Source organism: Paucibacter aquatile, assembly GCF_002885975.1.
In the GTDB taxonomy this organism is placed as follows: Bacteria; Pseudomonadota; Gammaproteobacteria; order Burkholderiales; family Burkholderiaceae_C; genus Paucibacter_A; species Paucibacter_A aquatilis.
The window spans coordinates 1,297,798-1,320,761 of record NZ_POSP01000003.1; the positions used below are offsets into that span (position 1 = coordinate 1,297,798).

General features: G+C 66.6%; 20 protein-coding genes. 9 read left to right on the forward strand and 11 right to left on the reverse strand.

Translation table 11 applies throughout. The features are described from left to right. Positions 1–15: 15 nt before the first annotated feature. On the reverse strand, positions 16–3,000 hold the full coding sequence (locus C1O66_RS08840) for a TonB-dependent receptor (RefSeq protein ID WP_102767539.1): 2,985 nt from the start codon (positions 2,998–3,000) through the stop codon (positions 16–18). A 214-nt stretch (positions 3,001–3,214) separates the two neighbouring features. Beyond that, positions 3,215–4,261, reverse strand: coding sequence for a LacI family DNA-binding transcriptional regulator (locus tag C1O66_RS08845; RefSeq protein ID WP_243392750.1), 1,047 nt, complete (start codon positions 4,259–4,261; stop codon positions 3,215–3,217). A 161-nt stretch (positions 4,262–4,422) separates the two neighbouring features. On the opposite strand from C1O66_RS08845, the gene C1O66_RS08850 reads away from it, so the two are divergent. The 8 genes from C1O66_RS08850 to C1O66_RS08885 all read left to right on the forward strand — a co-directional run bounded on the left by C1O66_RS08850 (position 4,423) and on the right by C1O66_RS08885 (position 13,002). After that, positions 4,423–5,709 carry an extracellular solute-binding protein gene (locus C1O66_RS08850; protein ID WP_102767541.1) on the forward strand — a complete coding sequence of 429 codons (1,287 nt, stop codon included), beginning with the start codon at positions 4,423–4,425 and terminating at the stop codon, positions 5,707–5,709. Beyond that, the gene (locus C1O66_RS08855) at positions 5,709–6,620 is read left to right on the forward strand and encodes a carbohydrate ABC transporter permease (protein WP_243392751.1); all 912 of its coding nucleotides are present in this window, start codon (positions 5,709–5,711) and stop codon (positions 6,618–6,620) included. The genes C1O66_RS08850 and C1O66_RS08855 overlap by 1 nt, the downstream gene beginning before the upstream one ends. After that, complete coding sequence (locus tag C1O66_RS08860; RefSeq protein WP_102767542.1) at positions 6,617–7,450, forward strand: carbohydrate ABC transporter permease; 834 nt, start codon at positions 6,617–6,619, stop codon at positions 7,448–7,450. The genes C1O66_RS08855 and C1O66_RS08860 overlap by 4 nt, the downstream gene beginning before the upstream one ends. After that, positions 7,450–8,820: a GH1 family beta-glucosidase gene (locus C1O66_RS08865; RefSeq protein ID WP_102767543.1), complete on the forward strand. Its 1,371-nt coding sequence runs from the start codon at positions 7,450–7,452 to the stop codon at positions 8,818–8,820. Before C1O66_RS08860 ends, C1O66_RS08865 begins: the two co-directional genes overlap by 1 nt. Before the next feature lie 12 nt (positions 8,821–8,832). Then, positions 8,833–9,744: a glycoside hydrolase family 16 protein gene (locus C1O66_RS08870; protein WP_165794536.1), complete on the forward strand. Its 912-nt coding sequence runs from the start codon at positions 8,833–8,835 to the stop codon at positions 9,742–9,744. 3 nt (positions 9,745–9,747) lie between these two features. Further along, positions 9,748–10,725: a family 1 glycosylhydrolase gene (locus C1O66_RS08875; RefSeq protein ID WP_102767545.1), complete on the forward strand. Its 978-nt coding sequence runs from the start codon at positions 9,748–9,750 to the stop codon at positions 10,723–10,725. Continuing rightward, on the forward strand, positions 10,722–11,768 hold the full coding sequence (locus tag C1O66_RS08880; RefSeq protein ID WP_102767546.1) for an ABC transporter ATP-binding protein: 1,047 nt from the start codon (positions 10,722–10,724) through the stop codon (positions 11,766–11,768). Before C1O66_RS08875 ends, C1O66_RS08880 begins: the two co-directional genes overlap by 4 nt. A gap of 109 nt (positions 11,769–11,877) precedes the next feature. Next, entirely contained in the window at positions 11,878–13,002 is a 1,125-nt protein-coding gene (locus tag C1O66_RS08885) for an ABC transporter substrate-binding protein (protein ID WP_102769558.1), read from the forward strand. A gap of 29 nt (positions 13,003–13,031) precedes the next feature. On the opposite strand, the gene clsB is transcribed toward C1O66_RS08885, so the two are convergent. The 4 genes from clsB to C1O66_RS08905 all read right to left on the reverse strand — a co-directional run bounded on the left by clsB (position 13,032) and on the right by C1O66_RS08905 (position 16,683). Further along, on the reverse strand, positions 13,032–14,366 hold the full coding sequence (gene clsB / locus C1O66_RS08890) for a cardiolipin synthase ClsB (RefSeq protein ID WP_165794537.1): 1,335 nt from the start codon (positions 14,364–14,366) through the stop codon (positions 13,032–13,034). Then, a complete protein-coding gene (locus C1O66_RS08895; RefSeq protein ID WP_243392868.1) occupies positions 14,363–15,073 on the reverse strand; it encodes an endonuclease/exonuclease/phosphatase family protein in 711 nt (236 codons plus the stop codon). The genes clsB and C1O66_RS08895 overlap by 4 nt, the downstream gene beginning before the upstream one ends. A 110-nt stretch (positions 15,074–15,183) precedes the next feature. Further along, entirely contained in the window at positions 15,184–15,660 is a 477-nt protein-coding gene (gene nudB / locus C1O66_RS08900; RefSeq protein ID WP_223696497.1) for a dihydroneopterin triphosphate diphosphatase, read from the reverse strand. Positions 15,661–15,699: 39 nt separating this feature from the next. Continuing rightward, complete coding sequence (locus C1O66_RS08905) at positions 15,700–16,683, reverse strand: helix-turn-helix transcriptional regulator (RefSeq protein ID WP_102767548.1); 984 nt, start codon at positions 16,681–16,683, stop codon at positions 15,700–15,702. A gap of 106 nt (positions 16,684–16,789) precedes the next feature. Between C1O66_RS08905 and C1O66_RS08910 the strand changes: the two genes are divergently transcribed. Then, positions 16,790–17,401, forward strand: coding sequence for a glutathione S-transferase family protein (locus tag C1O66_RS08910; protein WP_102767549.1), 612 nt, complete (start codon positions 16,790–16,792; stop codon positions 17,399–17,401). A 19-nt stretch (positions 17,402–17,420) separates the two neighbouring features. Here the strand turns inward: C1O66_RS08910 and C1O66_RS08915 are convergent, their stop codons facing one another. The 5 genes from C1O66_RS08915 to C1O66_RS08935 form a co-directional block, all read right to left on the reverse strand. Beyond that, positions 17,421–18,248 (reverse strand): CsgG/HfaB family protein, encoded by an 828-nt coding sequence (locus C1O66_RS08915; protein WP_102767550.1) that lies wholly within the window; start codon positions 18,246–18,248, stop codon positions 17,421–17,423. An 83-nt stretch (positions 18,249–18,331) separates the two neighbouring features. Next, positions 18,332–20,137: an aspartate--tRNA ligase gene (gene aspS, locus C1O66_RS08920; protein ID WP_102767551.1), complete on the reverse strand. Its 1,806-nt coding sequence runs from the start codon at positions 20,135–20,137 to the stop codon at positions 18,332–18,334. Between the two features lie 153 nt (positions 20,138–20,290). Further along, the gene (locus tag C1O66_RS08925) at positions 20,291–20,947 is read right to left on the reverse strand and encodes a DUF502 domain-containing protein (RefSeq protein ID WP_102767552.1); all 657 of its coding nucleotides are present in this window, start codon (positions 20,945–20,947) and stop codon (positions 20,291–20,293) included. Between the two features lie 72 nt (positions 20,948–21,019). Then, the gene (locus C1O66_RS08930; protein ID WP_102767553.1) at positions 21,020–21,349 is read right to left on the reverse strand and encodes an FmdB family zinc ribbon protein; all 330 of its coding nucleotides are present in this window, start codon (positions 21,347–21,349) and stop codon (positions 21,020–21,022) included. A gap of 66 nt (positions 21,350–21,415) precedes the next feature. After that, entirely contained in the window at positions 21,416–22,876 is a 1,461-nt protein-coding gene (locus tag C1O66_RS08935) for a high affinity choline transporter 1 (protein WP_102767554.1), read from the reverse strand. Positions 22,877–22,964 lie beyond the last annotated feature (88 nt).

Sequence of the window (22,964 nt, forward strand, 5' to 3'; positions counted from 1 at the left end):
GGAGCACTCCGTCGGTCAGAAGGCGTAGCGGGCGGCCAGCATGTAGCGGCGTCCGGTCTGGGTGAAGTACAGCGTTTCCTCCTTGGCACGCCCGTGAACGCGCTGGGTACCGTCGTTCAGGTTCAGGGCTTCGAAGTTGAAGCTGAGCTTTTTGTTGAACTTATAGCCCAAGCTGAGGTCCCACTGACCGTAAGCCTCGGTATAAGCCGGACCTGCACTGCCGAACACATCGGCGCTGGTGCTGCTCAGGAACTCGCCACGCCAGTTGTAGGCCACGCGGGCGCTGTACTTGTCGTCCTCGTAGAAACCCACCAAATTGGACGAGTTGCTCAGTCCCAGCAGTGCGTTCTGCTCCTTCAGGTTGAGGTTGTCGTATTTCAGGCCCGAACGCACCCAGGTATAGTTGGCGGCCAGGCCAAAACCCGACTTGCCAAAAGCGTGCTGGATGTTGAACTCCATGCCCTTGATGGAGTCGCTGCGCTGGTTGGTCGGCGCGGTGATGGTGAAACTGGCCTGCGGATCACCAACCTGGCCGGCGATGGTACCCAGCGGGTTGCCATTGCCGTCAAAGCCGGTGCGCACCACGCCCTTGCTGCCGTTGTAGGTGTTGAGGATGTAGTTACGGATGCAGGCAGCGTCCTTGGTCGGGCAGTTCTTGCTGACCGCTTCGTTGTACAACGCCCCGCCGATCGGCGAAGTCAGGCCTGCCGGTGTGGCTTGAGAGCTGCTGGTGCCAATGAAGTTGCTGATGTTCTTGCGGAACAACGACAGCGAGGCGTAGCTCGATTTGGCGTAGTAGTACTCAGCCGAGAAGTCGAAATTCTTGGACAGCAGCGGCTTCAGGCTCGGATTGCCCTGGCTGCCTGACCCCCCGTTGACACGGAAGTCCGACAAGGTGATGCCACCCTGGATTGCCCCCCAGTCCGGTCGGCCGATGGTCTCGCCATAGCTGGCGCGAATCTTGACCTTGTCGCTGAGCTCAGCCTCCCAATCGATGCTGGGCAGCACATAGTTGTACTTGCCGGAAAGCGCGGTGAAATCGGCCGCCCCCTTGACCAGGGCGAACTCGTTGGCCGACACCCAATTGATGCCGGTCACCTTGGGCACCAGGGCCTGGGAATTGACCTCGGTGCGCTCGTAACGCAGTCCGATCGTGGCGTTCATGGGCACGCCCCACTCCCAGTCCTTGCCGTACTGGATGAAGGCGCTGCTGGATTTCTCTTGCGTGCGGCGATCGTCGGTGAAGTTGTACGAAGGCACGAACCACTTGTCGCTGCCATCGGCCTTGATGGCCGCGGCACGCACGGCATTGAAGTCCCAGAGGTAGAAGTTGTTGAACAGATTGCTGCCATTGCTGCCGAGCGAATGGCCGAAATAACTTTGCAGTTGCGCGGCTTGCCAGAGGGTATCCGGATAGTCACTGGGCTTGTTGTGGCCACCCCAGTCGTCCTGCTGGACATTGGCAAAGGCGGTGCGGTTCTTGACCTTGGTCATGCCCACGCCGAAATCCAGACCGGAGCTCTCGGACAGCACATACTTGCCCTTGAACTGCGCCTGGTCGATCTGATTGCGCATATAGCTGTTGCGGAAGGACGAACCCGTCACTTGCAGCAGGCTGGGGCTGGCGGCGGGATCGCCGGCCAGACCGATGCTCAGCACTGGAAACTTTTGCGAGAAGTCGGCCGAGGCGCTGGCACGGTTGTACATCGACACGCCCAGGGTCGAGTTGCTGCCGAAGGGGCTGTCGGCACCCGAGGTGGCCGTGGAGTGATGGGCATCGAACTCCAGGCTCAGCGCTTGGCTGGCCTTCCAAGCCAGGTTCACACCGGTGGACTGGTTCTTGTTCTTGGTGCCGAAAATGCTGCCGGCCATCGCCACATCAGCCGGGCCGTTGGCGGGGTAGGTTTCGGTGTACGTCAGCGGTGCAGCGATGGGGCCATTGGTCCAGGACGACGAGGACGGGCCGAAATTGAACCAGGCCGACAGCTCGCTGCGCTTGGAGTGGATCTTGTTTTCCGAGTAGGTGTGGTCCACCGTGGCGGTCACATCCTGCACCGGGCGGAATTGCAGCACGAGCTGGCCGTTGGTGCGGGTGCGCTCAAACGCGTTCAGGCTGTAACGCAGTTCCTGCGGCACCACATACAGATCAGTCGGCTTGGGGCGGTTGGTGATCTTGTCGGCACCCGGCTGACCCGGCAGCGGAATGGTGCCCCAGTTCTGCTCATCGCCCTTGAAGGTGCGCCAGCCGGCGTCCACTGCGGCCTGGTTGTAGCCGCCATTGCGCTTCTGGATGCTACCGACGAGGGCAATACCAAACCGACCATCGGCCGACACGTCGCTGTAAATGCCCGAAACCTCAGGCGTCAGCTGGCTGCCGCTGAGGCTGTCGGGCAGACGCTTGTTCGAGTCGTCGCTGACCAGCTTCACACCGACACTGGCCAGGCGCTGCTTGTTGTCCAGCGGGCGGGCGGTCTTGATGTTGATGGTGGCGCCGATGCCGCCCGTGGGGCTCTCGGCCCGGCTGGTCTTGTAAACCTCCAGGGCGGCCACGCCTTCCGACGCCAGGTTGGCAAAGTCGAAAGAGCGGGAATTGGAGGCAAAGGTCGAACCGATGCTGGAGGCCGGCATCTGGCGGCCGTTGAGCAGCACCAGATTGAAATCGGGGCCGACGCCGCGCACGGTGACCTTGGAGCCCTCGCCGTTGCTGCGGTCGATGGACACGCCCGAGATCCGCTGCATGGATTCGGCCAGGTTGGCGTCCGGGAACTTGCCGATGTCTTCGGCCACGATGCCGTCGACCAAACCGCGCGCATTGCGCTTCAGGTTGAGGGAGGTCTCCAGACTCTGGCGAATACCCGTCACGACGACGGCATCGAGCTGAGCCTTGTTGGTATCGGCGGGCGGCGTGGCCTGCTGGGCTTGGGCGCCGAGGCTGGCCACCAACAAGCCCACCGCGCTTGCCGAACGGGACAAACGAGTGACGGGTCGAGGATTTCTCATGAACTTGTCTCCGGGGTTTTTTTTGAAGGTCTGCCCAATGAAACGCTTGAAAGCGCTTTCATTACCGTCAAGAATCGCGCATTTGCAAGCGCTTTCAAATTAGGCAACACCCTAGGTTGCTCGCTCCTCGCAACGCCAATCCCTAGCTTGACCGGCCTGCAATCGGTTTCAGTGCAAAGTCACGCGCCCGAGCCGCCGCAAGGGTGCTGCGGGATCAGCGGATGGCCCGGCGCACCGATTCGCGCAGCACCAGCTCCGGCGCCGCCAGCTGCACCGTCGGGCGCTCGCCGCGCAAGAGGCTGAGCATGGCACCGGCCGCCTGGGCGCCGGTTTCATAGACGGAATGGCGCACCGTGCTGAGCGGCGGCATGGTGTAGCGCGACATGATCAGGTCATCAAAGCCGACGATGGAGACATCGTCCGGCACCCGCAGATTGCGCCGCGCCAGGCCCAGGATGGCACCGTAAGCCATCTGGTCGTTGGAGCTGAAGATGGCACTGAAGGCCACATCGCGCTCCATCAGGCGGCTGACCGACAGCATGCCGCCGGCCTCGGTGTAATCGCTCTGCACGATCAGCTCCTGCTCGACCGGAATGCCGGCCGCCGCCAGCGCATCGAAGTAGCCGTTCTGGCGATCGATGGCATCGTCATGGATCAGATCGCCGAGCAAGAGCGCAATGCGGCGGTGGCCCAGCGAGATCAGATGCTCGGTGGCCAGGCGCGCGCCGGCGCGGTTGTCAAAACTGAAGCTGAACAGGCGCTCGCCCGCCACCTGCCGCCCCACCACCACCATGGGCACGCTGTCGGACAAGGCCTCCAGCTCGCGGTTGTCCAGGCGACCGGCCAACACAATGACGCCGTCCACGCGGCGCGACAGCAAGGTCTCGATGGCCTTGCGCTCATCGGCCTCGTTCCAGTTGCCGCTGACGAACAGCGGCACATAGCCGGCCGACTCCAGCTCCACCTCGATGCCGCTGAGCGCCTCGCCGTAAAACGGGCTGCTGATGCGCTGGGTGACCACGCCGATGCTCATGGTGCGCCCGCCGGCCAGGCCGCGCGCCACCGGGTTGGGGCGGAAACCGAGGGTGCGGATGGCCTCGTCCACCGCTGCCCGCTTGAGCTCGCTGACCGTGGCCGTGCCATTGAGGATGCGCGAGACCGTGCTGGGCGAGACCCCGGCCCGGGCCGCCACCTGCTCGAGCGTGACCACGCCCTCCGCTCGGCTTGACGGCGCTTTCTTGGCTGCGGGTTTGGCTTGCACAGACGGTCCTTTCCACGGGGGCTGGACAGTGTAGGCGGCCCCAGGGACGGCTACGCCGCGCCCCCCGCGCTTGTCCCACTAGGGTTTACGCGGCTTGGTGCGCCGGGCCTGCCGGCACAGAATTGTGAAAGCGCTTTCAAAGCGTCAACAAACAAAAAACAATGACACGAGACAAGTCCCCCGACACGCGTCGGCGCCAGTTGCTGGCTGCAGCGGCGCTCGCGCCTCTGGCCCACAGCGCGCCGGCTCAGAGCGAACCGCCACGCTTGGTGGTGGCGGCCTTTCCGCTGCTGGACCAGGTCATCAAGCAAGCCCTGCCCGCCTGGAGCCAGGCCCATGGCGGTGTGCAGGTCGAGGTGATCAGCCGCCAGTACGACGACCACCACACGGCCATGACCACGGCCCTGTCTTCGGCCAGCGCCAGCCATCTGCCCGATGTGATCGCGCTGGAAACCATGTACATGGGCCGCTTCTCGCTGGGCGCCGGCCTGCAGGATTTGTCTGTTCCGCCCTATCTGGCCGAAGGCCTGCGCGAACGCTTCGTGCCCTTCGCCTTTGAGCAAGCGCGCAACCGCGAGGGCGCGGTGGTGGCGATTCCCGCCGACATCGGCCCGGGCTCGATGTTCTACCGCGCCGATGTGCTGGAGCGCGCCGGCCTGGGCCTGAAGGACCTGAGCGAAAGCTGGGAGGCCTACGTGCAGGCCGGCGTGCAGATCAAGGCCCGCACCGGCGCCTACCTGCTGGCGCATGCACGCTACCTGAAGGACATCGTGCTGTTCTCCAGCACCCCGGCCGGCCAGAGCATTTACTTCGACGCCCAAGGCCGGCCCAGCATCAGCAGCCCGCTGTTCCAGCGTGCCTTCGAGCTGGCGCAAAAAGTGCGGCGCCTGGGTCTGGACGCCATCGTCGACACCTGGCGCAATGACTGGAGCGAACACCTGCGCCGCGGCAAGCTGGCGACCGAGCTCTCGGGCGCCTGGATGGCCAGCCAGATGGCCAAATCGGTGGCGCCCAACACCCATGGCCTGTGGCGCGCGGCCCAGCTGCCCGGCGGCAGCTTCGGCGGCTGGGGCGGCAGCTACTACGCCATCCCGCGCCGCTCCGACCCCAGCCGCAAAGCCCTGGCCTGGTCGCTGATCCAGCACCTGACTCTCAGCCGCGAGCTGCAGCTCAGCGCCTTCAAGAACCAGGACGCCTTCCCCGCCCTGCTCAGCGCCCAGGACGACCCCTTCTTTGACGAACCGGTCGATTTCCTCGGCGGCCAACGCGCCCGCCAGTTGTGGCGCGACGCGGCCCGCCGCATCCCCGCACGGCCCCTGCACCGGCAGAACAAGTTCGCCGAGGAGGTGGTCAATGGCGAGCTCGACAACGTGCTGATCTACGGCAAGTCCATTCCCAAGGCCCTGGCCGATGCCCAGGCCTTGCTGGTTCACAGGGCCACGCGGTGATGATGATGAAAAAGACGCGTCCGTCATTTCGCCTGCCCCGCGCCTGGGTGCCCTATCTGCTGCTCAGCCCCTTTCTGGCGCTGTTCTCGATCTTCGGCTTGTTCCCCCTGCTGTTCTCGCTGTGGATGGCCTTCCAGAGCTGGGAACCCACAGCCGGGCTGGAGGCCATGCGCTTCACCGGCCTGGAGAACTTCATCTTCGTGCTGGGTGATGCCTGGTTCTGGAAAGCCCTGGGCAACACGCTCTGGCTGGCCGTGTTCTCGGGCCTGCCCCAGCATCTGGTGGCCCTGCCGCTGGCGGTCTTCATCAACCGCGCTTTCGGGCGCCACGGCCACAGCGTGGCGGCCGCCTACTTCCTGCCTTACATCACCTCGACGGTGGCCATCGCCATGATGTTCACCTCCCTGCTGTCCACCGACTACGGCCTGATCAACGCCCTGCTCAAGTGGGCCTTTGGCATGGAGGCGATCAACTGGTTGTGGCAGCCGCAGACCCTCAAGCCGGCCGTGGCCATGGTGGTGTTCTGGCGCTATGTCGGCTTCAACCTGGTGCTCTACCTGGCCGCCTTGCAGACCATCCCGCGCGAGCTGTATCAAGCCGCCAAGCTGGACGGCGCGGGCTCCTGGTCCTGCTTCCGCTACATCACCCTGCCGGCGCTCAAGCCCATGATGCTGTTTGGAATAACCCTGAGCATCATCGGTGGCATGCAGCTTTTCGAAGAACCGTTCATTCTGACCAACGGCCGCGGCGGCCCCGACCAGGCCGCCATGACGGTGGCCATCTACGTCTACCGCCTGGCCTTTGACTTCAGCGACTTCGGCGCCGCCAACGCCATCTCCTGGCTGCTGTTCGCCCTGCTGGCCACCATGACCTGGCTGACCAACCGCGCTTTCAAGGATCGCAAGCCATGAGCCGCCTGTCGACAAAAACCCTCTCACGTGGGGCCGCCTATCTGCTGGTCGGTGGCGGTGCCCTACTGATGCTGGCGCCCTTCTACTTCATGTTCGTGTTCGCCACCCAATCGAACGCAGCCATCTTCAATGTGCCGCCGCCGCTGTGGTTCGACGGCGAACTGGGCCGCAATCTGCAGACCCTGACCACCCGCCTGCCCTTCTGGCGCAATCTGGGCTGGAGCCTCTACGTGGCGCTGATGTCCACGGTGCTCACCCTGCTGTTCTGCTCCATGGCCGGCTATGCCTTTGCCATGCTGGAGTTCCGCTTCAAGCAGCCGCTGTTCCTGCTCGTCATGGGCACCCTGCTGGTGCCCCCCTTCATGACCATGATCCCCAACTTCATGGTCATGGACGCCTTGGGCTGGCTGGACACCCACCGCGCGCTCTACATCCCCGGCGCGGCCGGCGCCTTCGGCATCTACCTGGTGCGGCAGTTCGCGGCCGCCTCGGTGCCCATGGAGCTGCTCAAGGCCGCGCGCATGGATGGCTGCAGCGAGTTCGGCATCTACTGGCGCATCGCCCTGCCCCTGCTGCGCCCGGCCCTGGGCACCCTGGGCCTGATCACCTTCATCGCCTCCTGGAACAACTTCATGGCCCCGCTGGTGGTGCTGCGTCAGGCCGAGAGCTACACCCTGCCCCTGGCCCTGCGCAGCCTGCAGGCCACCGTCAACACCGAGTGGGGCGCCATCATGGCCGGTTCGGCCATTGCGACCCTGCCCCTGATCGTCCTCTTCGTCATTTCATCCCGCCAACTGATCGCCGGTCTGACCGCTGGCGCCGTCAAATAATGTCCGCTGCAACTCACATCCCCACCTCCTCGGCTGACGTTCCCGCCAGCTTCCCGGCCGACTTCCTGTTCGGCGTGGCCACCAGCAGCTTTCAGATCGAGGGCGCGACCCAGGTCGACGGCCGCGGCGAATCCATCTGGGACCGCTTCTGCCGCCAGCCCGGCGCCATCTCCGACGGCAGCAATGGCGACATCGCCTGCGAGCATTTCGATCGCCTGGAGCAGGACCTGGACCTGATCGCCTCGCTGGGCGTCAACTGCTACCGCTTCTCGCTGGCCTGGCCACGCATCCAGCCCACGGGCCGGGGTGAGTGGAACGCCGCCGGCCTGGGCTTTTACGAGCGCCTGGTCGACGGCCTGCTGGCGCGCGGCATCAAGCCGGTCGCCACGCTCTACCACTGGGACCTGCCGCAAGCCCTGCAAGACCAGCAAGGCGGCTGGGCCGCACGCGACACGGTGCACCGCTTCGTCGACTACGCCCGGCATGTGCAAAAGTATCTGGGCGACCGGCTCTACGCCCTGTCCACCCACAACGAACCCTGGTGCACCGCCACCCTGGGCCATGACACCGGCGTGCACGCGCCGGGCCTGCGCGACCGCGCGCTGGCGGCCCAGGTTTCGCACCACCTGCTGCTCAGCCACGGCCTGGCCATGCAAGCCATGCGCACCGAAGGCGGCTGCAAGAACCTCGGCATCGTGCTGAACATGGGCCCCAGCGTGCCCGCCACGGCCCACCCGGCCGACATCGCCGCCGCCCGCCTGGCCGATGCAAAAAGCCGGCGCTGGTACAGCGACCCGCTGTTCAAGGGCGAGTACCCGGCCGAAGCCCTGGCCGACCTGGGCGCCGCTGCCCCCAAGATCGAGGCCGGCGACATGGCCGCCATGCGCGCGCCCATGGACCACCTGGGCATCAACTACTACACCCGCTACGTGGTCAATGCCGACGGCAAGCCCTGGAGCGCCCGCGAGCACGGCCTGCCCGCCTCGGACATGGACTGGGAGGTCTACCCCGAGGGCCTGACCGACATCCTCTGCCGCATGCACGCCGACTACCCCGACATGCCGCCGCTCTACATCACCGAAAACGGCGGAGCCTTCCCCGACCAGACCTTGGTCGACGGCCATGTGCACGACCTGGACCGGCTCGACTACCTGCGCACCCACATCGCCGCCACCGCCGAGGCCCGCCGCCGTGGCGTGCGGGTGGACGGTTATATGGTGTGGAGCCTGATGGACAACTTCGAATGGGGCTTTGGCTACTCCAAGCGCTTCGGCATCGTCCATGTCGACTACGAAACCCAGGCGCGCACGCTCAAGGCCAGCGCGCTCTGGTACCAAGACCTGCTGCGCCAGTGGCGCGCCCAGGGCTGAGCGGCGGCCGCGATGAAGCACCCTGTCCTGCACCCCACCCGGCCGCTGATGGCCGCCCTGGCCTCGCTGATGGTCGCCTGCGGCGGCGGCGGCGCGACGGCCTCGCCCTCCCCGGCTCCAGCACCGGCGCCCTCACCAGCGCCGTCCCCCGCCCCCACTCCCGCACCCTCCAATCGCTGGACCCTGGTCTGGGCTGATGAGTTCGAAGGCGCAGCCGGCACCCTGCCCGATGCCAAGCACTGGAACTACGACCTCGGCAACAAGGAAGCCAATGGCTGGGGCAATCACGAACTGCAGTACTACACCCAGGCGGCCCGCAATGCGGCACTCGACGGCCAGGGCAACCTGCTGCTGCGAGCCGAGAAGCAAGCCAACGCCGGCCCTTGCTGGAACGACAAGCCTTGCGAGTACAGCTCGGGCCGCCTGCGCAGCGACGGCAAGGTCAGCTTCAGCTACGGCAAGCTGGAAGCACGCATCAAGATTCCCGGTGGCCCCGGCATCTGGCCGGCCTTCTGGACCTTGGGTGAGGACAAGCTGCCCTGGCCTGCGGCCGGAGAAATCGATGTGCTGGAAAACATCGGCAAGGAGCCGCTCCATGCCTACGGCACCGTCCATGGCCCGGGTTATTCGGGTGCCCTGGGCATTGGCAAGCGCTTCATCAGCGCCAAGCCGCTGTCCGAGGACTTTCATGTCTTCACCCTGATCAAGCGTCCGCAAGAGCTGATCTGGCTGGTCGACGGGGTCGAGTTCCATCGCCTCACACCGGCCGGCCTGCCCGCGGGTGTGCCCTGGGTGTTCGAGCGTGCCTTCTTCGTCATCCTCAATCTCGCCGTCGGCGGCGATTGGCCCGGCAACCCCGATGCCAGCACGCCCTTCCCGGCCGAGATGCGGGTCGACTGGGTGCGCATCTACAAAGAGGACTGAGCCATGCAGGTCAGCCGGCATCTCGCCCAGAACGCATCGCTCTGGCCCGACCACCGGAGTGGCGCCACAGCCTTGGGCGCGGCCGGCCCAGGCTCAGCGCCGGAGGCGCCGGCTTGCCATCTCGCCATCGACTGGGCCCGCATCTTCCCCAAGGGCATGGGTGCCCGGCCCGATGCCGACGCCCTGGGCCAAGTCTCGCGCCAGGTGGACGCCTTGCTGGCTCAGGGCCAGCAGCCCTGGGTGACGCTGCACCAGGGCGAGCTGCCCCCGGCGCTGCAGGCGCAGGGCGGCTGGATGAAGCGCTCGACCATCGGTGCTTTTGCTGACTTTGCCCGGCTGATGGGTGAGCAGCTTGGTGACCGGGTGGGGCACTGGATCACCCACGAGAACCCGGCTTGGACGAGCGCGCATCCGCAGGCCCTGGCGCGCGCATTGCACACCGAGCTGCAAATCGCTCACCACCGGCTGGTCAGCCATGGTGAGGCGCTGCGCGCCCTGCGCAGCGCAGCACCAGGAGCCCGGGTCGGCATCGTGCTGGGCCTGCAAGCCATACGCCCGGCCAGCCATCTCCCGGCCGACCTCGCCGCCGCCCTGCGCCAGGACGGACTGCGCAACCGCTGGTGGCTGGACCCGCTGTTCGGCCGCGGCTACCCCGGCGATGTGCTGCAAGCCCTGGGCGTGGACGCGCCCACGGTGCTGCCCGGCGACCTGCGCAGCATGGCCAGCCCCTGTGACTTCCTGGCCGTGCTGCCGCAGCGCCTGGCCCAGCAGGCGTCAAGTGGCCCCGAGCCAGAGGTGGACGAGGCGCGCATCCTGGAGCTGCTGGAGCGCGTGCATCGCGACTACGCCCCAGCCGCGCTGTACCGCCTGCAGCCCTTGCCCCCAGCCCCCGCGCGCCCGAGCTCACATCGCATCGCCCGCCTCATTCCCGGCGCCGCCGCAGCGCGCCCTCACCTTCGCATCGAAAGGGTCTCGTTTTGAGCCGCGTTTGCATCCAAGGCCTCAACATCCGCTTCGGCGGCCACGAGGTCATCCGCCACCTCGACCTGGACGTCCAGTCCGGCGAGTTCCTGGTTCTGCTGGGCCCTTCGGGCTGCGGCAAATCGACCCTGCTGCACAGCATTGCCGGCCTCAACCCCATCAGCGGCGGCCGCATCCTGATCGGCGAGCAGGACATGAGCCAGGCCGAGCCCAGCGCCCGCGGCGTGGGCATGGTGTTTCAGAGTTATGCGCTCTACCCGCATATGAGCGTGCATGCCAACCTGGCCTTCCCGCTCAAAATGGCCGGCCTGCCCAAGGCCGAGATCGAAGCCCGGGTGAAGCGCGCCGCCGCCATGCTGCAGCTGGATGCCTTGCTGCAGCGCCGCCCGGCCCAGCTCTCCGGCGGCCAGCGCCAGCGCGTGGCCATCGGCCGCGCCGTGGTGCGCGAGGCCGGTGTGCTGCTGCTGGACGAGCCGCTCTCCAACCTCGACGCCAAGCTGCGCACCGAGCTGCGCCGCGAGCTCAAGCAGCTGCATGCGCGCTTGGGCAACACCATGATTTACGTGACCCACGACCAGGTGGAGGCCATGACCCTGGCCACCCGCATCGTCGTGATGCACGAGGGCGCGATCCAGCAGATCGGCACCCCGGCCGAGGTCTATGAGCGGCCGCGCACCTTGCGCGTGGCCAGCTTCGTCGGCTCGCCCACCATCAACCGCATCGCCGGGAAGCTGAACGCCAATGGCCAGTTCCAGTCCGGTGTGCTGCAACTGGCCGGCCCGGCCTCGGCGCCCGCCGGCGCGCTGACCCTGGGCGTTCGGCCCGAGGACGTGATGCTGGGCGCAGGCCAGCCTTTCGAGGGCCGGGTCGAGCTGATCGAGCCTCTGGGCGGCCAGCACCTGGTTTGGCTGCGTTGCGGCGATCAAGCCTTGTGCGCCGTGTTGCCCGGCCAGCCCACCTTGCAGACGGGCGAGGCCCTGCATTTCGGCTTCGACGCGCGCCGCCTGCATTGGTTCGACGCCGAGGGTCTGCGGCTGGAGTGAGCGCAGGGGCCGGGGGTCCCCCGGTTCAGACGGCGCCGGACGGGGCTGAAAACAAGCCGACAATGGCGACTTGTTTCGCTCGCGCCGCCAGGCGCACAACGGCCCCGACATGTCTCGCCTCTTGCGTTGCTTGCGCCACGCCGTCCTCCGCGCCCTGCGCTCGGCTCCGCCTGCTCTCGCTGCACTCGGGCTGCTCCTGCTGGCCGCGCCGCTGCAGGCGCAGAGCATCGTCTTCATCAACCCCGGCCATGCCGACGAGGCCTTCTGGCGCAGCGCCAGCCAGGCCATGGAGGCCGCGGCGAGCAGCCTGGGGCTCAAGCTGGAGGTGCTGTACGCCGAGCGTGACCCTGAACGCACCGTCGCCCTGAGCCGCGAACTGGCGCAGCGGCCCGCCGGCCAGCGACCGGACTATGTCGTGCTCAGCAATGACAAAGGCGTGCTGGTGGCCTGCGCCCAGAACCTGGCGGCGGCGGGCATCAAGAGTTTTGCGGCCTTCTCGGGCCTGCTGCCGCAGGAGCAGCAGCGCTTCAGCCCGCGCCGCGGCCTGCCCTTGCTGGTGGGCAGCCTGGAGCCGCGCGCCCAGGACGCGGGCTACCTGAGCGGCCGAGCCTTGCTCGAACAAGGCCTGGCGCGACGCTTGCACGGCGCCGATGGGCGCCTGCACCTGGTGTCCATCGCCGGGGATCGCTCCACACCCAGCTCCATCCAGCGCAACCAGGGCCTGCGCCAAGCTCTGGCCGAGCATCCGCAGGTCGATTTGGATGCGCAGACCTTTGCCGACTGGCGCCGGGATCAGGCGCGCGAGCGCATGCTGGGCCTGCTGCAGCGCGGCGCGGCGCCGCAGCTGGTCTGGGCCGGCAGCGATCTGATGGCCTTCGGGGCCATGGAAGCCGCTGAAAGCCGGGGCCTCAAGCCCGGCCGCGATCTGCTGTTCGCCGCCATCAACACCTCGGACGAGGCCATGCAGGCCCTGATCGACGGCCGCCTCTCGGCCTTGGTCGGCGGCCATTTCCTGACCGGCGCCTTCGCCCTGGTGATGCTTCACGATCTGCACCAGGGCCGCGATTTCATCGACGAAGGCCTGAGCCTGGAGCGCCCCCTGTTCATGCGCTTCCTGGCCCGCCCCGACCTGCGCGAGCTGGATTTCCGCCGCTTCAGCAAGGTGCACAACCCGCGCCTGCGCCGCTACGACTTCAACCCGCAGGTCTTGCTGGACAGCGGCGCCAAGCACTGAAGCAGGCCGGCGGCGATGCCGTCACGCCATCAATAGCGCCCGGCGGCGCCAGCCACCCGCAGGTAAACATAGGCCGCCCAGGCCACCAGCGCCCGGCTGAACATGGCACGCAGGCCCTGGCCCTGCAAATGGCGCTGGTCCACCTGACGCGAGACCTGCAAGGCCTGCTCGAACTCGGCCGCCAGCGCCCGCGAAAAATCAGCGTCACGGACGATGACATTGGCCTCCAGGTTGAGCAGCAGAGACAGCGGGTCGATGTTGGAGCTGCCCACCGTGGCCCAGCTCTCATCGACCACACAGACCTTGGCATGCAAGAAGGCCGGCGTGTACTCGAAGATCTCGACGCCGTGGCCGAGCAGCTCGGTGTACAGCGCCTGTGCGGCCATGCCGGCCAGCAGATAGTCGACCTTGCCCTGCAGCAGCAAACGCACCCGCACGCCACGCCGGGCTGCGTCGCGCAGGGCGCGGCGGAAGGCATGGCCGGGGTAGAAGTAAGGGGTGATCAGGTCCACCCGTTCGCGCGCAGCACGGATGGCGTCGATGTAAGCCCGCTCGATGGTGCGGCGTTGACGCAGGTTGTCGCGCAGCACAAAGGCCGCGCAGACCGGCTCCAGCTCGGGCTGCAAAGCAGGTTCGCCTTCGCGCTGGCGCCGGCGCAGCCAGGTCGGCCGCGGCATGCGCAGGCCCTGGACCAGACGCCGCAGGCGGGACAGCGGCTCGGGGCTGCGCACCAGGGCGCGCAGCTCCTCGCCAAAATCGCGGCCCAGCCAGGCCCGGGTCCAGACAGCGCGCGCGGCCTGCTCCATGGGCAGCACGGCGGGGCCATGCAGGGCGACGGCAAAGTCCAGGCGCGGCTGCTCGGTGGCGCCGTGATTCAGGTCCATGCGGTCGCCGATGATGTTGATGCCGCCGACAAAGCCCTGCTCGCCATCAACCACGCAGAGCTTCTGATGCAGACGGCGCAGCTGCCCCGGCTGCAGCCAGCTGTACCAGCGATCGATGGGGCGGAACACGGCCAGGGCCACGCCGCTGCCCTCCAGCTGGGCCTGCAGCCAGGCCAGCGAGGCCTTGCTGCCAAAGCCATCCACGACCACCCTTACCCGCACCCGCCGCGCGGCCGCAGCACGCAGCGCCGCCACCAGGGCCTGGCCGGCCTCGTCGTCATGAAAGATGTAGGTGGCCAGCCAGACCTCGCGCAAGGCACCGGCGATGGCCGCCGTCTGCAAGGGGAACAGTTCGTCGCCCCCGCGCAGCAGCTGCAGCTGATTGCCGCCGCTGAACTCGGGGCTGGGCTGGGCGTGCCAGGACAGCAGGGATTCTTGCTCGAGGCCTCCGGCCTCGTCGGCAGCAGGACGGCCGCTCACGCGCCCTCCAGCTCCAGCTCGGCCAGCAGAGGCAGGTGATCGGACATGCGCGCCCAGACCGGGCCTTTGGGCACCTGCATGCTCACGCAGCGCAGGCCGCGGGTGTAGATGCGATCGAGCGAGAAAAACGGCAGGCGCGATGGAAAGGTGGCGTAGCGCGATCGCCCCTGTGGTGCCACCGCGCGCTGCAGGCCGTGGGCACGCATGGGTGCATCCAGGCGCTCGCCCCAGTCATTGAAATCCCCCGCCACCAGCAGCACTGCATCAGCCGGCACATGGTGCTGGATGAACTCGGCCAGGCGCTGCACCTGGCGCACGCGGCCGCTGTGCATCAGGCCCAGATGCGCCACCACGGTGTGCACCTCACGGCCCTGCCAGCGCACCGGCACATGGAGCAGGCCCCGCTGCTCGAAGCGGTGGTCCGACACATCATGGTGGCCGATGTCGCCGATGGGGAAGCGCGAGAGCAAGGCATTGCCATGCTCGCCATGCTTGGTCACCGCATTGGTGCGGTAGGCCACCTGGTAGCCATCGGGTGCGAGAAACTCGGCCTGGCCCTGATCGGGCCAGCCGAACCAGGTGTGATCGAACTGCTTGGCGTCACGGTGGTGAAAGTGCCGCACCTCTTGCAGAAACACCAGGTCGGCATCGAGCGCCTCGATGCCCAGGCCCAGGTTGTGGATCTCCAGGCGCTTTTGCGGCCCCATGCCGCGCACGCCTTTGTGGATGTTGTAGGTGGCCACGCGCAGGCGCGCCGCCGACGCCGAGGACGCCGCCGGGATTTCGTGCTGCACCGACTGGCTGAAGGCATTGCCTTTCATGTCAGCGCGGCCACGAAGTTCGGCAACTGCAGCACCGCCTCGGCGTTGGACGGCGAGAAGCACAGATCGGCCGCCTCCTGCCAGGGCAGCCAGCGGTACTGCAGATGCTCGCGCGGGGCCAGGCGCACGGGCGTGCCGGCCGGCACGGTCAGGCCGAAGACATGCTCGGTGTTGCGGGTGACGCCGGGGGCATAACGGTGGCGCCAGACGGGGTAGATCTCGTACTCATTGGCCAGGCCCCAGTCGCGCAGCAGGCCCTGGCTGGCCTCGATGCCGGTTTCTTCCTGCACCTCGCGGCGTGCGGTCTCGGCGATTGGCTCGTCCAGCGCGTCCTTGGAGCCGGTCACGCATTGCCAGAAGCCGGGGCGGTCGGCCCGCTCCAGCATCAGGACCTGGAGCTCGGGGGTGTGGATCACCACCAACACGGATTCAGGGATTTTGTAGGGGCGGGTTTGCATCGCGATGGCGCTCATGCCGGCAAGCATAGCGGAGCAAGAAGTCCTCTTGCAGGCTCACACCGTCTTGGCCTCAGACCGAGCCAGGCTGCGCGCCGCACGCTGCATGGCCTGGGCCATGCGCTCGCGCAAGGCGGGCGGCTCCAGCACCTCGAACTCGACCTCCAGCACCAGCAGCCAGTACACCAAGGCATCGAGTGCATGGGCGCCGCACTGCAGCAGGCAGCGCTGCGCATCGCCGGCCATCGCCTCCAGCCGCGCGGCGGTGGCCGGGATGCGGGCGGCCATCTGGGCCAGGGGCGCGTGCAGCACCACCCGGGCCTGCTCGGCCTGCGGCGAAAGCAGCAGGGAGCGGGTGACATAGGCGCGCAGATCCCCACCCTCGGGGCCCGGGCGCGGCTTGAAATGCCCACCGACCTGGGCCGGGCCGGCGATGCGATCGAGGCGAAAGGTGCGCCAATCGCTGCGCACCCGGTCCCACGCCACCAGATACCAGCGACTGCCGGTGTGGACCACACCTTGTGGCTCGACCGAGCGACGGCTGGACCCGCCCTTGGCATCCACGTAATCGAAATCGAGGCCCAGCTGGTCGCGGCAAGCACCGGCCAGATCGGCCAGCAGGCTGGCATCGACACTGGGGCCCACGCCCTGCAGGGCTTGAACGGCCGAGCGCAGCGCGTCGGCGCGCCGGCGCAGCCGGGCCGGCATCAGCTGCTCGAGCTTGACCAGGGCCTGCAAGGCGGGCTCTTCGATGCCGCCCACCCGACCGGCAGCGGCTGTCCGCAAGGCGATCGCCACGGCCAGGGCCTCCTCGTCGTCGAGCTGCAGCGGCGGCAAGGTCTGCCCCGGGCGCAGGGCATAGCCGCCGGCCACCCCGCTGCTGGCCGCGACCGGATAGCCCAGCTCACGCAAGCGATCGATGTCCCGCCGCAGGGTGCGCGGGTGCACGGCCAGGCGCTCGGCCAGCTCAGGCCCGGCCCAGTGGCGGCGGGCCTGGAGCAGGGACAGCAGACGCAGCAGCCGCGATGAGGCACTCAACATCGGGCCACTGTAACGGTGATTGAGGGCCGAATCTGTCCGCAATGGTTTCTACAGTCGAGTCCGTCGTCGACAGGGTGTCGACGCCTCACAACAAGGAAGACTGACCATGTCCATCGTTCTGTACGGCTGCCCGATGAGCAGCGCCACCCCCGTCGCCTGTGCCCTGGCCGAGCTCGGCCTGCCGCACGAGCGGGTTCTGATCGACATCCGCAGCGGCGCACAGCGGCATCCGGACTATCTGGCGCTGAACCCGAACGGCAAGGTGCCCACACTGACTGTCGATGGCACGCCCATGTTCGAGGCCCTGGCCATCCAGCTCTGGCTGGGTGAGACCTACGGGGTCGAACGCGGCTTGTGGCCGGCCGCCGGCAGCGCCGAACGCCTGCAGGCCCTGTCCTGGTGCACTTGGGCCTATGTGAGCTACGGCTCGGTCTTGAATCGCCTGCACCGCGCCAGCTTCGGCGACCCGGCCTTGATCAGCCCGGTGCACGCCGAGGCCGCCCGCACCGAACTGGATGGGTTGCTGGCCCTGCTCGACCAGCGTCTGGCGCTGCGCCCCTGGATGCTGGGTGCGAGCTACTCGCTGGCCGACTTGCTGGTCGGCTCGGTGATCGGCTACAGCCTGCACCTCGGCGCACCAGTCAGCGCGCACCCCCATGTGCAAAGCTGGCTGGGCCGGGTGCAGGCACGGCCCGCTATGCAGGTGGATGCGGGCTGAAAGCGCACCAGGGCCTCGCTCAGCCCTTATTGCCGGACTTGGTTGCTACCGGCGGCGGCAGGTCCCTGGCGGCCAGCTCACGCACCTGAACGACCAGCTTGTTGTGCGCGTCGAGGAAGGCTGCAGCAATCACCTTGCCTTCGTTGCTGTTGGCCCAACCGGCGCCGCCAGCACCACCCAGCTTGCCCACCACCAGGCCGCCCATGCCGAGGTCGGTGACGCGCACCGAGCCGGTGGCGGCAGCGATCTGTTCGGTGGTTTCGTTGTCGGTCAGCAGCAGGGCGACCTGGGCCTCCTTGAGCTTGACCTGCTCGGCGGCAGCGACAAACTTGTTCAGCACCGGGATCTGCGCCATCAGGCCGCCAACCTCGCGGCCGGCGTTCTGCTCGCTGAAGCTCAGGCTGGGGGTCAGGCTGTACTGGGCCTCATAGCCCTTGCCCTTGTGCACCGTGCTGCCCTGCTGGCGCAGGATGCCGGCGTCCTTGAGCTCCTGCTCCTTGATGGTCGCTTTCAGGCCGGCCGCGCGGTCCACCACGCGGAAGCAGCCGCTTTGCTGGGCCAGCAGGCGGATCAGGGGCACGGGCGAGCTGGGCAGGTTGTAGCTGCTGGACACGGTGTAGCCGTTGCTGTTTTCCACCAGGGCCAGCGTGGCCACGGGCGCATCGCACTTCATCAGCTCACGGTGTGCTTGGTGGGCACCGGCGGCGCCGGCCGAGCCGGTGATCTCCGAGCTGCCCTCGCCCAGGGTCGCGCCTTGCTTGCCGCAGGCCGCCAGCATCAGGGCCAGGGCGATGAGTGCGCCCGAGCGGGTCGCGTGCGGTGTACTGGTGTTCTTCAAAGACAACATCTGCTGACACTCCCTACGTTTGGTAACAGACCAAGAAAAAGGGCAGCCGAAGCTGCCCTGTTGTGATGCCGGTGTGCTGCGCATCAAGCGCCGGCTGCACCCGAAGCCGCTGCGGCATTGCGCAGGCGGATGTGCAGCTCGCGCAGCTGCTTCTCGTCCACATTGCTCGGTGCGCCGGTCAGCAGGCACTGGGCACGCTGGGTCTTGGGGAAGGCGATCACGTCGCGGATGGACTCGGCCTTGGTCATCATGGTGACGATGCGGTCCAGACCAAAGGCCAGGCCGCCGTGCGGCGGGGCGCCGTACTGCAGCGCTTCCAGCAGGAAGCCGAACTTGACCTGCGCATCTTCCTTGCTGATCTTGAGCGCGTCGAAGACCTTGCTCTGCACTTCCGCGCGGTGGATACGGATGGAGCCACCGCCCAGTTCCCAGCCGTTCAGCACCATGTCGTAGGCCTTGGCGATGCAGGCACCGGGGTCGGTGACCATCAGGTCTTCATGGCCGTCCTTGGGCGCGGTGAAGGGGTGGTGCACGGCCGCCCAGCGGTCGTTCTCTTCGTCGTGCTCGAACATCGGGAAGTCCACCACCCACAGCGGAGCCCAGCGGTCTTCGAACAGGCCACCCGCCTTGCCGAAATCGCTGTGGCCGACCTTCAGGCGCAGGGCGCCGATGGCATCGTTGACGATCTTGGCCTTGTCGGCGCCGAAGAAGATCAAGTCGCCGTCCTGCGCGCCGGTGCGCGAGAGGATGTCGGCCACGGCCTTGTCGTGCAGGTTCTTGACGATGGGCGACTGCAGGCCTTCGCGGCCCTTGGCCACTTCATTGACCTTGATCCAGGCCAGGCCCTTGGCGCCGTAGATCTTGACGAACTCGGTGTAAGCGTCGATCTCGCCGCGGCTGATCGAGGCACCGCCGGGCACGCGCAGGGCGACAACACGGCCGCCCTTGGTGGTGGCGGGGGTCGAGAAGACCTTGAAGTCCACATCGCCCATCACATCGGTGAGTTCCGTGAACTGCAGCTTGACGCGCAGATCGGGCTTGTCCGAACCGTAGAGATGCATGGCATCGGCGTACTTCATCACCGGGTAGGTGCCCAGGTCCACATTCAGCGCCTTCATGAAGACGTGGCGGATCATGCCTTCGAACATGTCACGGATTTCCTGTTCGCTCAGGAAGCTCGTTTCAATATCGATCTGGGTGAATTCGGGCTGGCGGTCGGCACGCAGGTCTTCGTCGCGGAAGCACTTGGTGATCTGGTAGTAGCGGTCGTAGCCAGCCACCATCAGCAGCTGCTTGAACAGCTGGGGCGATTGCGGCAGCGCGAAGAACTGGCCGTCGTGCACGCGGCTGGGCACCAGGTAGTCGCGCGCGCCTTCGGGCGTGCTCTTGGTCAGCATCGGCGTTTCGATGTCGATGAAGCCATGCTCGTCCAGGAACTTGCGCGCTTCCATGGCCACGCGGTAGCGCAGCATCAGGTTGTTCTGCATGTAAGGGCGACGCAGGTCCAGCACGCGATGGGTCAGGCGCGTGGTTTCGGACAGGTTCTCGTCGTCCATCTGGAACGGGGGCGTCACGGAGGGGTTCAGCACTTCCAGCTCATGGCAGAGCACTTCGATCTTGCCGCTGGTCAGGTTGTTGTTCTCGGTGCCGGCGGGGCGCAGGCGCACCTTGCCCACGACCTTGAGGCAGAACTCGTTGCGCACCTCTTCGGCCACCTTGAACATGTCGGCGCGATCGGGGTCGCAGACGACTTGCACCAGGCCTTCGCGGTCGCGCAGGTCGATGAAGATGACGCCGCCGTGGTCGCGGCGACGGTGGGCCCAGCCCATCAGGGTAACGGTCTGGTCTTGCAGCTTCTCGCTGACTTGGCCGGCGTAACAGGTTCTCATTGCGGGTTCACTCCAAAATTTCGTCGATTCGGGCGGCGGCACCGGCGCTCGGTGCCGGCTTGGCCCACAGGGTTCGGTACAGGTCTTTGATGCGGGGGGAGGCGCTGAGGGGCTGCGTCCAAAGCCCTCAGGGTTGAGCGCATGCCAAGGCGCTCAACCCGGCTGATTTCGAGCCGGGCCTTCGTCCCCGGCGCTCTCGCCTTCCGGCGCCACCACACCCATGGAGATGATGTGCTTGAGCGCGGCATCCACGCTCATCTTGAGTGGCCGCACCTGGCTGCGCGGCATCATCAGGAAAAAGCCCGAGGTCGGGTTGGGCGTGGTCGGCACGTAGAGGCTGACATGCTCGTCCCCCAGGGCCTCGGCCACCTCGCCGCCCGGCTTGCCGGTGACGAAGGCAATGGTCCAGCTGCCCTGGTGCGGATACTGCACCAGCACGGCTTCGCGGAAGGCGTTGCCGCTGCTGGAGAACAGCGTGTCGGACACCTGCTTGACCGAGCTGTAGATGCTCTTGACGATGGGGATGTTGGACAGCAGGCGGTCCCACTGGCGCAGCCACCACTGGCCGAAGATATTGGCCACGAACACGCCCGTCAGCAACATGCCGCCGACCAAGATCACCAGGCCCAGACCCGGGATGTGGCGCAGGCCGTCGATGCTCTCGTGCAGCGAGGCCGGTGCCACCGCCTGCAGGGCGGTCAGCATGGAGGCGAATACCCCGTTGATGATGCCCAGCACCCACAACAGCACCCAGATGGTGATGGCCAGAGGCAGCCAGACCAGGAGGCCGGTGACGATGTACTTTTTCACAGGGGTCCTATTCGGGGGCTCGGTGGGCGTGGGCTGGAGGGTGATGTCGGGAAGCGGGTTCAAACGAGAGGCTCAATGGCAGGCACAGGAGCCGCCGCAGGCAGCCGGCGCGGCAGCGGCACTGCTGCCGCCGCTTTCTGCGCCAGAGCTGGTAGAAGCGGCAGAGCTGGCCTCGGGCGTGGACGCCACGGCGCCACCCGTGGCGGCGGCGGCGCTACCGCCACCCTTGAAATCGGTGGCGTACCAGCCCGAGCCCTTGAGTTGGAAGCCGGCGGCGGTGACTTGTTTCTGGAAAGCTTCTGCGCCGCAATGCGGGCAGGTGCTCAGCGGTGCATCGGACAGCTTTTGCAGCACGTCTTTGGCGTGACCGCATTCGGCGCAGCGGTAAGCGTAGATCGGCATGGTCTAAACCGTTGATTCAAAACCGTAAATTATAGGGGGCCGGCTTCGGACCAGCCGCAGGGCCGCTCAGGCCGGCTGGCCTGGCTCCAGACCCGCCAGCTTGTGGTGCGAGGCATGCACATTCTTGATCGCCTGCGGACCCAGCGAACCGATCAACATGCCAAGCACCGCGGCCAGCACACCGGCCAGTTGGGCCGGCATCTGCTCACCGGCGGGTGTCGCCTCGAACAACAACCAGCTCAGCACCCCCAGGACGATGGCAAAAATCGCACCCTGGGTGGTCGCCCGCTTCCAGTACAGGCCAAACACCAGGGGCACGAACGCGCCCACCAGGGTGACCTTGTAGGCGGCCGTCACCAGCTCGAAGATGGGCGTGCCCTGCAGCATGATGGCGTAGGTGCAGACGCAGACACTGAAGACCAGGGTGGCGATGCGCATGGTGCGCAGTTCCTGCTTGTCCGAAACACGCGGAAAGAACTGGCGCCAGATGTTCTCGACAAAGGTCACCGAAGGCGCCAGCAGGGTGGCCGAAGCGGTGGACTTGAGGGCCGAGAGCAGCGCACCGAAGAACACCACCTGCATCACAAAAGGCATCTTGTCCATGACCAGGGTCGGGATGACTTTCTGCGAGTCTTCCTTGATCAGCTGCTCGGCCTGCTCCGGCATGATGATCAGGGCGCTGACCACGATGAACATGGGCACGAAGGCAAACACGATATAGCTGGCACCACCGATGATGGAGCCGCGCACGGCGGATTTCTCGTCCTTGGCCGACATCACGCGCTGGAACACGTCTTGCTGAGGGATCGAGCCCAACATCATGGTGATGGCGCTGCCGATGAAGAACAGCCAGTCGTGCAGGCTGGGCGGCGGCAGAAAGCGGAACAGGTCCTTGCTGACGGCCAGATCGACCACCTTGCCGGCGCCGCCGGCCATATCGGCCGCGAACCAGGCAATCAGGCTCAGGCCCAGCACCAGGATGATCATCTGGATGAAATCGGTCACCGCCACCGACCACATGCCGCCGAACAAGGTGTAGGCCAGAATGGAGGCGGTGCCCAGGGCCATGCCCATGGCTACGCTGATCGCGCCGCCCGACAGCAGGTTGAACACCAGCCCCAGAGCCGTGACCTGCGCCGCCACCCAGCCCAGATAGGACAGGATGATGATGAAGGAGCACACCACCTCGACCACGCGGCCGTAGCGCTCGCGGTAGTAGTCGCTGATGGTCAGCAAGGTCATCTTGTAGAGCTTGCCGGCAAAGAAGAGGCCCACCAGGATGAGGCAGAAGCCGGCGCCAAAGGGGTCTTCCACCACGCCGCCGAGCCCGCCCTCGACAAACTTGGCCGGAATGCCCAGCACCGTCTCGGCACCGAACCAGGTGGCAAAGGTCGTGGTGATGACCATGGCCAGCGGCAGGTGACGCCCTGCGATGGCAAAGTCCGCGGTGTTCTTGACCCGCTTGGCTGCCCACAAGCCAATGGCGATGGTGACCAGGAGATAGGCAAAGACCAGAGTCAGGAGCATGGTGTCAGGCCGTGAAGCGATGGTGGGGTGGACAAAACGCGGCGGATTATCTCTGCAATGAAGTCCCCCGCGACAGCGCGGGTTTCAC